This window comes from Exiguobacterium qingdaonense, from assembly GCF_018617855.1.
In the GTDB taxonomy this organism is placed as follows: domain Bacteria; phylum Bacillota; class Bacilli; order Exiguobacteriales; family Exiguobacteriaceae; genus Exiguobacterium; species Exiguobacterium qingdaonense.
In genome coordinates this window covers 305,202-318,006 of sequence record NZ_JACSKY010000001.1, presented here as the reverse complement: position 1 = coordinate 318,006, position 12,805 = coordinate 305,202, and the positions used below count along the sequence as shown (strand labels likewise).

Sequence of the window (12,805 nt, the reverse complement as noted above, 5' to 3'; positions counted from 1 at the left end):
GGGAGGACCAACATTGAATATCGCTTTATTGACACAAGCCATTCAAGGTTCGATGGCTCGCACTGGAGCAACGGAAGGCGACTCACAAGGGACAGGCGGTTTTTTAAGCCTTCTGTCGGGGATGCTCGCGCCAATGCAAGGCTCCAAAGAACAAGCAACACTTGCTCAGATTGAAGAAGGGATTCTTCCTGAGACTGCGGTCGATCTTGAACAAATGGCGAAGGAACTCGAGTCATGGTTTCAAAAACCAGACACGTTGAACTGGCTCAAATCACTACCTCAAGATGCGTATCGAACGTTTATGGATGCTTATGTAGGGTTGCTCGGTCAGCTATCAAATGCGTCGTCCCCATCCGAGCTCACAGCAGATTCTTTACCGGTTGTCACTCAGGCTGCTTCTCAAGCTGTCTCATCGATCAAAACAACGAATCAGCAAGAAACGAATGGTCGAACGGCAAACGGTTCGTCGACTCAACCTGTAGCAAATCAGGAACTTGCGAAACATGTCCAAACCCTTCAGCGAGTGATCGCGCAATATAAAGGACCGGTCGAGGGCACAGTGAAAGATATTCCCGCATTTTCGAATTCTGAAACGATAAAAGTGGCAAAACCTGTACTTCAACAAGGGAGTGTCGACTGGATGCCGAAAGGGCTGAACTGGTCGAGACCACAGATTGATGTGGATACGGTCATGTATGCCTCAAAAGGATCACTTCCTGAAAACTTGCAGGCACGGATTGAGGCAGCTCTTCAAAAAGCACCGTTCAAAAGTGGGGCGGACGGGTCCAAAGTGTTCACTGTCAGGTTGTATCCAGAACAACTAGGAGAACTCGTCGTCAAGCTCGAGCGGAAGAATGGGGAACTTGTCGTTAAGATGTTCGCTAGTAGTCAAGAAGCGAAACAGCTGATCCAGTCACAAGTTCAGCAATTACAGCAAACGTTGACGCCTCATTCACAAAACGTACGCATCGAGGTCAACTTGACACAACAAGCGCTCGATTCGAAATCAACCTTGTCAGACGGCTCTGAGCAATCGGAGCAAGAACAGCCACAAGAACAGCCTAAAGGAGGGTCTGAAGATGACGAGCATCCAACCGAAGACGAATGATTACTCACTCCCGGATCAGTCGCTCCCAAAAGCGACGAATCAATATGACAAAGATATGTTTATGAAATTGTTGCTCGCCCAAATCGCGAACCAGGATCCGATGTCGCCGATGGAAGACCGTGAGTTCATCGCGCAGATGGCGCAGTTCTCTTCTCTCGAACAGATGCAAACCATCTCGAAACAGCTTGACTCGGTCCTCGTCGACCGCCACATGTCGTCGATTTCTGAATACAGTAGCATGATCGGCAAAACAATTGATTTCACATCAGAAACGAGTGAAGAGACGACGAAAGGTTCCGGTCGTGTCGTATCCATCTCTCGGAACGACTTGACAGGTTACATGGCCGATCTTGAAGACGGAACGTCCGTCAGCGTATACGATATCACTTCCATCAAATAAGCCTAGGGGGAAATATAATGTTAAGAGCAATGTACTCAGGAATCAGTGGATTAAAGAACTTCCAGTCGAAGTTAGACGTCGTCGGGAACAACATCGCCAACGTGAACACGTTCGGCTATAAAAAAGGTCGCGTCACGTTCAAAGACCTCGTCAGTCAGCAAGTCGGTAGTGCGTCAGGTGGGAATGCGACAACGGGTGGTGTGAACCCGAAAGAAGTCGGTCTCGGGGGCACGATGGCGACGGTCGATAACGTCTATAACCAAGGGGCCATGCAAAACACAGGGCGTGCCCTTGACGTTGGGATCTCTGGAGAAGGATTCTATGCGACGATGGTCAATGGTCAAATCCAATACACGCGTGCAGGGAACTTCTACACGGACAACCAAGGTAACTTGGTGACGGGCGACGGGACCTACCTTATTGGTTCTCAAACGAACACGTTACCTCCTTCTGGTGTTGCCGGAGTGGCGGCTACACCTACCGAAGCAAATATGGGGGCAAACTTGGATGCACCGTATTTAGCAGCTGATGCAGGCGCACAGACTGTTAAGTATGGTCGAATTGAAATTCCAACAGATGCACGATCGCTCTCAATCGGAAAAGATGGGCAAGTGAGCTTCGTTGCAGCAAACGGAGAACTTCGCATCGCCGGCTATATCGTCACGTCGAACTTCTCGAACAACGCCGGTTTATCAAAAGTCGGTGCCAACAACTTCGTACAGTCTCAAAACTCCGGTGCACCACAATTTGGCGTACCTGGTACGGACGGCCGTGGAGAGCTCGTCTCCGGTGCCCTTGAAATGTCAAACGTTGACCTTTCAGAAGAGTTCACGGAAATGATCGTGGCACAACGTGGGTTCCAGGCGAACACACGAATCATCACAACGTCAGACGAGATCCTACAAGAACTCGTCAACTTGAAACGCTGATGATACGCGTCACGGCATTTCGAGGTGAGGAGTTCGTGCTGAACGCCCTGCTCATCGAGACGGTGAAAGCAGAGCCCGACACGATTATCCAATTGTTTAACGGCAAAACGTATCTCGTGAAAGAAACGAAAGATCAAATCATTGAACGAACTGAAGCCTTTTATCGCTCAATCGGTTTAGTCGGAACGATGTTCACAAGAGGTGATAAAGATGAATGAAGAAGAAAAGAAAAAGGGTGGCGGCCTCAAGGTCGTGATCATCTTGCTTGTCGTTCTGCTCGTCATGGGCGGAGCTGGATTCATGACCTATAAATATGTATTCGGTGATAACGTCACTGCCAAAACGAAACCGGTCACGGCTGAGGAGTTGGCGGAACGAAGTTTCATGACGGACGATATGACGACGAACATTCAAGACGAGCGTTTCATCAATGTCCAATTTTCCATCGTCACAGACTCTGCAGAAACGAAAGAAAACTTAGAACTGCGCAAGTTTCAAGTTCATAACGTCATTTTGGGTGACTTGTCTGGGATGACGAAAGCGCAATTGGCAACGAAAGAAGATATGCAAAAGTTTGAACAAACGTTACGAGAACAACTTAACGGACTGCTTGAAGAAGGTGAAGTCCAACGCGTCTATATGACGAAAAAAATTATTCAGTGAGGTGGCATCATGGGAGAAGTACTGTCTCAACAAGAAATTGATGCCTTACTATCTGCTTTAAGCAGTGGGGATGTCGAAGCGGACTCCTTCCTCGCACAAGAGGAAGAGAAGAAAGTTCGGCAATACGACTTCAAGCGAGCCGTTCGATTTTCAAAAGACCAAATTCGTAGTCTGACGCGGATTCACGAGCATTTCACGCGGATGCTCACGACATTTTTCTCGGCCCAACTTCGCACATACGTTCAGTTTACGGTCAACTCGGTCGAACAATTACCGTACGATGAATTCATTCATTCCATTCCGAGTATGACGATGATCAACTTGATTGAAGCGCCGCCGCTTAACGGTCGATTCATCATCGAGGTCAATCCGAACATCTCGTACGCGATGTTAGACCGTTTACTCGGTGGGCCGGGTGTCGAGATGGATAAAATCGAATCGTTCACCGAAATCGAGATGCGGATTTTGACGCAATTGTACAAGCGTGCCTTTTCGACGTATGGGGATGCATGGGAATCGATTGCCGAGATCAAGGCAGAAATGTCAGCTGTCGAAGTGAATCCGCAGTTCCTGCAACTCGTCTCGCCAAACGAAACGGTCGTTCTGATTTCAATCGGTGTGACGATTGGTGAAGTGAGCGGAACGATTAACGTCTGTCTCCCATTCGTGACAATCGAACCGGTATTGTCCAAACTATCGAGTCATTACTGGATGCAGGAAGCGAATCGCCGGAATGCGAGTCAATCGAGTAAGGAACCGCTCAAAGCCCAGTTGATGAACTCGACGGTAGAGGTCGTATCCCTACTCGGAGAGACGACCATCACGTTTGGAGATTTATTGCATTTAGAAGTCGGAGATTGTTTGTCGCTTGATCAATTGGCAAAAGACCCGCTAGCGGTCATGGTAGGGGAAAATAAAGTGTTTAAAGGGCAAGTCGGTGTGAGCGGGAAGCGGATGGCGGTTCAAGTGCTTCACCGTGTGAAGGAGGAAGAGCAATGAGTGAAATGCTGTCACAAGATGAAATTGACGCGTTATTACGTGGGACGAGCGACAATACGCCGAAGCCTGAAGACGATGTAAAGGAAGAACATTTAGATTCGATGGAGAGCGATGCACTCGGAGAAATCGGAAATATATCGTTCGGGAACTCGGCTACGGCCTTGTCGACATTACTGCAACAAAAAGTTGAAATCACGACCCCGATCGTCAGTGAAGTGACGATTGACGCACTACGTGAGCGTTATCCGACTCCTCACGTGGCCCTACGTGTAGGTTACACGGAAGGGTTAAAAGGAGAAAACGTTCTCGTCTTGACGCGCGAAGATGCGGCCATCATCTCGGACCTCATGTTAGGCGGGACGGGGGAGAATGTAGACCCAGAAAGTCTAGATGAGATTCGTTTATCGGCCGTACAAGAAGCGATGAACCAAATGATGGGGGCGGCCGCGACTTCGCTGTCAACAGTGTTCTCAAAGAAGATTGACATCTCGCCACCCCTTGTCGAAGTGTTCGATGCGACGAAAAATCAAACGATCATCGACCGCCTCGAACTTTGGGAGACGATGGTGCTCATCGAGTTCCATCTCAAAGTCGGAACGTTGATCGACTCTAAAATCGTGCAAATTGCACCGATTCAATTCGGGAAGCAGTTAGTCGATGAGTTGATGAAAGCGACTGGAGAAGTAAAAGAACCGGTGGCAGCGCAACCAAAGGCGGAAGCACCAAAACCACAAACACAACAGACGCAACCTGTCGCTCCGCAACCGGAAAAACAAAAACCGATGCCGGAAGTGGCGGTGAGCCAGGCGGAGTTCATGCCGCTACAATCGTCGACCTCGCAAGAGACAACTCCAGCGAATCTTGGTCTATTGTACGATGTACCATTGAACGTGACAGTAGAGTTAGGAAGAACGAAAAAATCGGTTCGGGAAGTGCTCGAGTTGTCACAAGGTTCGATCATCGAACTCGATAAACTAGCGGGTGAGCCGGTCGATATTTATGTCAACCAACAACGAATCGCTAGAGGAGAAGTTGTCGTCATTGAAGAAAACTTTGGGGTACGTGTAACAGAAATTATTCAACCGCATGAGCGGATCGGAATCGTCTAAGGAGGAAATTAGAATGAGTGCAAAAGTATTAGTAGTGGATGACGCAGCGTTCATGCGTATGATGATTAAGGACATTTTGACAAAGAACGGATATGACGTAGTAGGTGAGGCGGAGAACGGGGCAGATGCTGTCTCGAAGTATCGTGAACTCACACCAGACCTCGTCACACTCGACATCACGATGCCTGAGATGGATGGGCTCGCAGCCTTGAAAGAAATTCGCAGTTTCGACTCGAATGCAAAAATCATCATGTGTTCGGCGATGGGACAACAAGCGATGGTTATCGATGCGATTCAAGCCGGTGCGAAAGACTTCATCGTCAAGCCTTTCAATGCGGAACGCGTCATCGAAGCAGTTTCTAAAACGGTCGCACAATGAAGAAGTGGTGGTTGATGATTCTCCTCGTGGTCGGACTTTTTGTTCCGGCCACGGTTGAGGCCGCCACCGTAGACCAACAATTCGAGCAACAACAGACAGATGAATTGGAAAGTAACGTTCCAACGACAGCGTCAACGATTAGCGATGGCGTGAAAGTCGTGTTGAGTCTCGTAGTCGTGGTCGGCGGTTTTATCGTCTTGATGCGTTGGCTCGGTTCCAAAACACAAGTGAAAGCGACTCAACATATGAAACACCTCGGCGGGGTCCCGCTCGGAAAAGACCGCTCTGTCCAGCTCGTGAAACTCGGGGACCAAGTATATGTCCTCGGTGTAGGAGATTCGATTCAGCTACTCGATCGACTCGACGCGGAATCGATGGAGGATGAGCAGACGGAGTCATTGTCACTCCGCACATCGAATTCGAACGCATTTTTGGACACTTTCAAAAAACAACTTGCTCAACTTGAAGAAGTGAGGAAGAAATCATGACGACAATTGAGCAATTAATCAATTTAGAGACACCGGATAGTACGTCGACATCCATCAAGTTGCTGGTCTTGTTGACGCTATTGACGCTTGCACCATCATTTTTAATCTTAATGACCTGTTTTACTCGAGTCGTGGTCGTCTTGTCATTTATTCGACCAGCACTCGGAACACAACAAACGCCACCAAACCAACTCATTGTCGGATTGGCTTTGTTCATTACGCTGTTCGTCATGGCGCCCGTGTTCTCTGATTTGAATGAGAACGCATTGAAACCTTATCTCGACGACGAAATCTCACAAGATGAAGCGTTCGCTGAGGCGAGTGGGACGATGAAAGGGTTTATGTCGAAATATACGAGACAAGAAGATTTACAACTATTTTTAAAGTATGGGAATTACGAGCAACCTGAGACATTAGAAGATGTACCGCTTCTCGCATTGATACCAGCATATGCGATCAGTGAGTTAAAAACGGCTTTCCAAATCGGTTTCATGATCTTTTTACCGTTTTTAATCATCGATATGGTTGTCGCAAGTGTTCTCATGTCGATGGGGATGATGATGCTTCCCCCGGTCATGATCGCACTACCGTTCAAGTTGTTGCTGTTTGTTTTAGTCGATGGGTGGCATTTAATTGTAGAATCACTGCTTAGAAGTATGTAGGGGGAACGGACATGACACAAGAAATGGTCATCTATTTGGCAACAGAGAGCGTGTGGACATTGTTAAAAATATCAATGCCGCTTCTGCTCATCTCATTGATTGTCGGTCTCGTGATCTCGATTTTACAGGCCACGACCCAAATTCAAGAACAGACACTATCGTTCGTTCCAAAGATCATTTCGGTCTTTATCGGGCTCGTCATTTTCGGACCGTGGATGCTCCAACAAATCGAAGGCTTCACCCGATTGATTTTTGAGCTGATGGTCGAGGTCGCTTCAAAATGAATGCGGTCGACTTTATTAGTATGTACGGGCTGACTTTCGCTCGACTTTCAGGATTTTTCGTCAGTGTCCCGTTGTTCTCGACGAGACAGTTACCTGTCATGCATCGCGTCGGGTTCAGTGCATTTTTAGCATACTACGCCATGTTCACCTTGACTGAACCGATTCAGATGACCAATGGGTTCGTATTGCAAGTGGTCTATGAGGTCATGATCGGATTATTACTCGGATTACTCATCAACATCTTGTTTTTTGCACCTCAAATCGCGGGTGGGGTCATTGATTTGCAGCTCGGATTAGCAATGGCTTCCGCGTATGACCCGATGTTTGGAGGCCAATCGCCGTTGATCGGGCGATTCTACTATATCTTTACGTTATTCATCTTGTTGACGAGTAACTTGCATCTCCTGCTAATCGACGGAATTTATTACAGCTTTCAAATCTATCCACCTGGGCAACCGATGGTCAACTTCACCGAAGCCTCACTGATGATGGCGGTGAAGGTCGTCACGATGACGATGATGGTCGCCTTACAGTTGGCGCTGCCGATGATGGCATCTTTGTTGCTTGTCGATTTAGCGCTCGGATTTTTGGCGAAATCAGCACCGCAGTTCAACATCTTTGCAATCGGGTTTTCGTTCAAACTTATTGCTGGCTTCTCGGTCATGGTTTTAATGATGGGTTTGACTCTGACGGCGATCAGTCAGTTCATTCCGCTATTACAAGAAGTGATGCACGACTTTATGCTCATACTAGGAGACGACTCATGAAGAAGCCTCTATATCCTTTATCGGTCGATCTGCAATTTTTTGCAGGTGAAAAAACAGAAAAGGCGACACCGCGTAAACGACAGGATTCCAGAAAAAAAGGACAAGTGGCCAAGTCGGCAGATTTGACCGGGGCATTCGCGCTCTTCGTCATGTTTCTTATGCTATCCTTTTTAGGACCATTCATCGGACAACAACTGCTATCATTGATCCGTGACTTACTTAGCCCGGAATATTTGTTGTTCAACGTGACGGGTGGCATGTCGGACATGGTCGTCGACTTGCTATTACGTGTCGGTTTGATTTTAACTCCATTCTTTATCGTTGCCGTCGTGTTTGGGATTGTAATCAATTACTTACAAATCGGAACATTGTTCTCATTAGAGGCCATTCAACCAAAACTTGAGCGAATCGACCCTATTAAAGGGGTGAAGCGCATCGTCAGCATGAAAGCGGTCGTCGAATTTTTAAAGTCCTTATTCAAATTTTTAATTATCCTGACGACTGCAATCGCTGTATTATGGCAAAATCAAAAAGAACTGTCTCGGATGGCTGTCGAGCAAATACGTGAATCGATCGTCGCACTCGCAAGCATAACGATTGAACTAGGGCTTTGGGTGAGTGTCGCCTTGCTCGCACTTGCATTACTCGATCTCTTCTATCAACGATTCGACTTTGAAAAGTCCATTCGAATGTCCAAGCAAGATATAAAAGACGAGTATAAAAATACAGAAGGTGACCCGCTCATCAAATCTAAAATCAAGCAGCAACAACGGGAAATGGCGATGCGTCGTATGATGCAAGAAATTCCAAACGCCGATGTCGTCATCACAAACCCGACCCATTACGCGGTCGTCATACGCTATGATGACACGAAAGATTTTGCGCCGCTCGTCGTCGCAAAAGGGGTCGACCGTGTTGCTTTTCATATTCGAGATGTAGCGAAAGAGCATGATGTGGCGATTGTTGAGAATAAACCTCTCGCACGCGCGCTCTACGCGCAAATCGACATCGGTGAAGTGGTAGACGAGTCGTTTTATCAGGCAATCGCAGAAGTACTCGCATTCGTTTATCAAATGAAGCAATCGTCTTGAGGAGGAGTATGTGTTGGCAGTAAAAGCGAAAGACTTTGCAATATTAATTGGTGTGTTGATGATTGTCATCATGCTCATCATCCCGTTACCGGGGTTTTTATTAGACTTTTTGATTATCGTAAATATTTTAATCGCCCTCATGATTCTACTTGTGGCGATGAATGCCAGAGAAGCTCTCGACTTCTCCGTATTTCCCTCCCTCCTTTTGATTGTGACGTTGTTTCGTCTAGGTTTGAACGTATCGACGACCCGTTCGATTCTCTCGAACGGTTACGGCGGTGAGGTGATTGCGACGTTCGGGGACTTCGTAATCGGGGGGAACGTCCTCGTCGGATTCGTTGTCTTCCTCATTCTTGTCATCATTCAGTTCGTCGTCATCACAAAAGGGGCGGAACGTGTATCGGAAGTATCTGCCCGCTTCACGCTCGATGCGATGCCAGGGAAGCAAATGGCCATTGATGCCGATTTGAACTCTGGGTTGATTGACGATAAAGAGGCGCAAGTGCGCCGTCGCAAAATTCAAAGCGAAGCAGATTTTTATGGATCGATGGACGGGGCGTCGAAGTTCGTTAAAGGGGATGCCATCGCCGGGATCATCATCGTCACGATCAACTTGATCTTCGGGATCATCATCGGTGTCGTTCAGATGGGATTACCAGTCGGACAGGCGTTTCAAACGTTCTCGCTCATGACGATCGGGGATGGATTGGTCAGCCAAATTCCGGCACTCTTGATTTCAACGGCGACCGGCATTATCGTGACCCGTGCCGTGTCGGATGGAAACTTAGGTGAGGATGTGGTCGACCAGCTAGGTCAAAACCCATCGCTTCTCTATATCGCCGGTAGTATCGTCTTCATGCTCGGATTCGTCTCGCCACCGTTACTCCCGGTGACGATGGTCATCGCAGGTACAGCGTTCTTTGGTGCCTATACGATGCGCCGAAACATCAAAAAAGCGACAGAAGAACCGGTGATAGAAGAAGAACCGTCAGCAGCACCGACAGAATCTGTCGTCTCGCTCTTGCAAATTGACTCGATTGAGTTTGAATTCGGATACGGCTTGATCCCGCTGGCAGATGAATCGCAAGGTGGAGATTTACTCGACCGTGTCGTCATGATTCGACGTCAGCTCGCACTTGAGCTTGGATTTATTTTGCCAACGGTACGGATTCGAGACCATTTGCAACTGTCACCGAACGCATATCGAATCAAAGTGAAGGGCAACGTCGTCGCAGAAGGCGAATTGTTGCTTGACCATTACTTGGCAATGAGTCCAGGGATTGAAGATCCTGAAGTATACGGGATTGACACGACGGAACCGGCGTTCGGTCTCCCGGCTCTCTGGATTGATGAAGAGACACGGACACGGGCGGAAATGAGCGGTTATACCGTCGTCGATCCTCCGTCGGTTGTCGCGACACATTTGACCGAAACATTGAAGAAACATTCTGCGGACTTACTCGGTCGGGAAGAGACGAAACAACTCGTCGAGCACTTGAAAGAGAGTCACCCGGTTCTCGTTGAAGACGTGACACCATCTGTTCTCTCGATTGGTGAAATTCAAAAAGTATTACGTCACTTGCTACAAGAGCATGTCTCGATTCGAAACTTACCGCTTCTGTTTGAAACGATGGCTGACTATGGAAAAGTGACGAAAGATGCAGAAATTTTAGGCGAGTATTGCCGCCAAGGGTTATCACGTCAGTTGACCGACCAAGTAAAACCACCAGAAGGACCGCTTTACGTCGTCACACTCGGCGGTCAAACGGAACAGGTCATTCAAGACGCGGTTCAAAAAACAGAGTTCGGAAACTACTTGGCACTCGACCCGGAGCAAGCTCGAGACATCATCGAGCGCACCGGTGAACAGTTGTCTATGTTCGAACGTTACGGGACGTCTGCTGTGATTTTATGTTCACCGACGATTCGTCTATTCGTCCGTCAATTGCTCGAACGGTATTATCCAGATGTGCCGGTCCTTGCATACAACGAACTACTCAGTTCTGTTGAAGTGAAAAGTATTGGGGTGATTTAACATGCAAATTAAGAAATTTACGGCTAAAACGATGAGTGATGCGATGGCGAAAGTGAAGCAGGAACTCGGAGACGAGGCGGTCATCCTCAACTCGCGACAAGTGAAGACCGGATGGTTCGGCCTCTTCGCCTCCAAACGAGTCGAGGTCATTGCAGCACTTGAAAAAGAGCAGACGATCATCAAAAGACAGCCCGTCACGGTCAAGGCAGAACAGACGACTGTAGCACCTCAAGTACAACCAGAGCCGGTACGGACGATTGACCGCAAATCACCACGATTGCACGGTTCACTGCAACATGTGGAGGCGTTACTCTCAACGGAGTCATTTGCTGATGAGTCGTGGGACGAGACGTTGAATGAACTGTACTATACGACGAAGTCTGTCGAAGAAGTAGAGCGATATGTATATGAACAAGTCAAATCATCGTTCAGCGAACCTCCAGAGGCCAAGCGATATGTGATGGTTGTAGGTCCGACAGGGGTCGGTAAAACGACAACACTTGCCAAGCTCGCGGCGTACTTCAAGCTGAAAGAAGGTAAATCGGTCGGATTGATCACGACTGACACATATCGGATTGCCGCAATCGAACAGTTGAAAACGTATGCCGAGATTATGAACATTCCGGTCGAAGTGGCGTATGATTTTCATGACTTTAAACGGGCCAAGCAACTGTTTGCCCGAAAGGATATCGTATTAATCGACACGGCAGGTCGCAACTTCCGTGACCTTGCATATGTGGAACAGTTTCATGAGCACCATGACTTTACCGAGACAAGTCTTTCGCTCGTATTGAGTTTGACTTCAAAAATAAAGGATATGGACATGATTTATTCCCAGTTCGAATCATTGCCACTTAGTTCGCTCATCTTTACAAAAGCGGACGAGACGAGTGATATCCACGCGATGTATCGTATGGTGAAAATGAGTGGACTTCCTGTCGCATGGATGACAGACGGCCAAGAAGTGCCTGATGACTTGATTCAAGGACATGCGGACGTATTGACGAGACGATTGTTCGAGAAAGAAGGGTGGGCAAGATGGACCAAGCAAGGCGTTTAAGGGCAATCAACGATGCCCACCCGACGACGATCGCTTTTGCGAGCGGGAAAGGTGGGGTCGGAAAGACGAACGTCTGTGTGAACACGGCGATCGCTTTGGGCGAACTCGGTAAACGAGTGTTAATTGTCGACTTTGACATCGGTATGGCCAACGTGCACATTTTAATGAATGCAATGAAGTCCAAGACGATGATGGAGTCCGTCAAAGCTCGCATTCCATTGGCCGCAGCTGTTCAGAAAAACGTGTACGGTGTCGATATACTACATGGAGGGAGTGGGCAAGACCAACTCGTCCATCTCTCAGATGATGACATGCAATTTCTTATGCGCGAACTCGAAGTGCTGACCGAATACGATTACGTCCTATTCGATATGGGGGCTGGAGCGACAGACACCTCGCTTCAATTTATTGCCGGGTGCGATGAAATGTTCTTGATCTTGACTCCTGAACCTACCTCGCTAATGGACGGTTACGCATATACGAAACTCGTGCATCACCAGTATCCGGATTTACCGCTCGGCGTCATCGTCAACCGGGCCCAATCCGGTGAGGAGGCACTTCAAAGTTTCGAACGGATGGAAGTCGCATGTAAACAGTTTTTAAATAAGACGATTCGATTCCTCGGCTTTCTACCTGATGACAGTTCGGTCAGAAAGGCAGTCATCGCACAAGTCCCGTTTTATCAATACAACCGAAAAAGTGATATTAGCTGGCGGCTCGAACGGATTTTGACAACGCTTACGGGAACGCCTCCAAAACCACGTCACTTGATGGACCGTTTGATGGGGAACTTACGGAAACAATGGAATAGAGTATAACGACAGGGAGGCA

The 12,805-nt window shown here is 47.9% G+C and carries 16 protein-coding genes; all 16 read left to right on the top strand.

Annotation, left to right across the window (positions count from 1 at the left end; all coding sequences use genetic code 11):
- Positions 1–13: 13 nt before the first annotated feature.
- From KNP00_RS01590 to KNP00_RS01515, 16 genes are read left to right on the top strand one after another with little or no spacing between them, the layout of a single operon-like run.
- On the top strand, positions 14–1,108 hold the full coding sequence (locus KNP00_RS01590; protein ID WP_215141621.1) for a flagellar hook-length control protein FliK: 1,095 nt from the start codon (positions 14–16) through the stop codon (positions 1,106–1,108).
- On the top strand, positions 1,080–1,508 hold the full coding sequence (locus KNP00_RS01585) for a flagellar hook capping FlgD N-terminal domain-containing protein (RefSeq protein ID WP_215141620.1): 429 nt from the start codon (positions 1,080–1,082) through the stop codon (positions 1,506–1,508). Before KNP00_RS01590 ends, KNP00_RS01585 begins: the two co-directional genes overlap by 29 nt.
- Positions 1,509–1,525: 17 nt before the next feature.
- Positions 1,526–2,437, top strand: a complete 912-nt coding sequence (flgG, locus tag KNP00_RS01580) for a flagellar basal body rod protein FlgG (protein ID WP_215141618.1) — start codon at positions 1,526–1,528, stop codon at positions 2,435–2,437.
- Positions 2,437–2,655, top strand: a complete 219-nt coding sequence (locus KNP00_RS01575) for a flagellar FlbD family protein (RefSeq protein ID WP_215141616.1) — start codon at positions 2,437–2,439, stop codon at positions 2,653–2,655. The genes flgG and KNP00_RS01575 overlap by 1 nt, the downstream gene beginning before the upstream one ends.
- Positions 2,648–3,100 carry a flagellar basal body-associated FliL family protein gene (locus tag KNP00_RS01570; protein WP_215141614.1) on the top strand — a complete coding sequence of 151 codons (453 nt, stop codon included), beginning with the start codon at positions 2,648–2,650 and terminating at the stop codon, positions 3,098–3,100. The genes KNP00_RS01575 and KNP00_RS01570 overlap by 8 nt, the downstream gene beginning before the upstream one ends.
- A 9-nt stretch (positions 3,101–3,109) precedes the next feature.
- The gene (gene fliM, locus KNP00_RS01565) at positions 3,110–4,099 is read left to right on the top strand and encodes a flagellar motor switch protein FliM (protein ID WP_215141612.1); all 990 of its coding nucleotides are present in this window, start codon (positions 3,110–3,112) and stop codon (positions 4,097–4,099) included.
- Entirely contained in the window at positions 4,096–5,208 is a 1,113-nt protein-coding gene (gene fliY / locus KNP00_RS01560) for a flagellar motor switch phosphatase FliY (RefSeq protein WP_215141610.1), read from the top strand. Before fliM ends, fliY begins: the two co-directional genes overlap by 4 nt.
- A 13-nt stretch (positions 5,209–5,221) precedes the next feature.
- Positions 5,222–5,587 (top strand): response regulator, encoded by a 366-nt coding sequence (locus KNP00_RS01555; RefSeq protein ID WP_215141608.1) that lies wholly within the window; start codon positions 5,222–5,224, stop codon positions 5,585–5,587.
- A 14-nt stretch (positions 5,588–5,601) separates the two neighbouring features.
- A complete protein-coding gene (locus tag KNP00_RS01550; RefSeq protein ID WP_240542648.1) occupies positions 5,602–6,075 on the top strand; it encodes a flagellar biosynthetic protein FliO in 474 nt (157 codons plus the stop codon).
- Entirely contained in the window at positions 6,072–6,737 is a 666-nt protein-coding gene (gene fliP / locus KNP00_RS01545; protein WP_215141604.1) for a flagellar type III secretion system pore protein FliP, read from the top strand. The genes KNP00_RS01550 and fliP overlap by 4 nt, the downstream gene beginning before the upstream one ends.
- Before the next feature lie 11 nt (positions 6,738–6,748).
- The gene (gene fliQ, locus KNP00_RS01540) at positions 6,749–7,021 is read left to right on the top strand and encodes a flagellar biosynthesis protein FliQ (RefSeq protein ID WP_015881403.1); all 273 of its coding nucleotides are present in this window, start codon (positions 6,749–6,751) and stop codon (positions 7,019–7,021) included.
- On the top strand, positions 7,018–7,788 hold the full coding sequence (gene fliR / locus KNP00_RS01535; RefSeq protein ID WP_215141602.1) for a flagellar biosynthetic protein FliR: 771 nt from the start codon (positions 7,018–7,020) through the stop codon (positions 7,786–7,788). Before fliQ ends, fliR begins: the two co-directional genes overlap by 4 nt.
- Positions 7,785–8,879: a flagellar biosynthesis protein FlhB gene (gene flhB, locus KNP00_RS01530; RefSeq protein ID WP_215141600.1), complete on the top strand. Its 1,095-nt coding sequence runs from the start codon at positions 7,785–7,787 to the stop codon at positions 8,877–8,879. The genes fliR and flhB overlap by 4 nt, the downstream gene beginning before the upstream one ends.
- 13 nt (positions 8,880–8,892) lie before the next feature.
- On the top strand, positions 8,893–10,914 hold the full coding sequence (flhA, locus tag KNP00_RS01525; protein WP_276312637.1) for a flagellar biosynthesis protein FlhA: 2,022 nt from the start codon (positions 8,893–8,895) through the stop codon (positions 10,912–10,914).
- 1 nt (position 10,915) lies between these two features.
- On the top strand, positions 10,916–11,974 hold the full coding sequence (locus tag KNP00_RS01520) for a flagellar biosynthesis protein FlhF (protein ID WP_215141596.1): 1,059 nt from the start codon (positions 10,916–10,918) through the stop codon (positions 11,972–11,974).
- Positions 11,953–12,792 carry a MinD/ParA family protein gene (locus KNP00_RS01515; protein WP_215141594.1) on the top strand — a complete coding sequence of 280 codons (840 nt, stop codon included), beginning with the start codon at positions 11,953–11,955 and terminating at the stop codon, positions 12,790–12,792. Before KNP00_RS01520 ends, KNP00_RS01515 begins: the two co-directional genes overlap by 22 nt.
- The last annotated feature ends 13 nt before the right edge of the window (positions 12,793–12,805 follow it).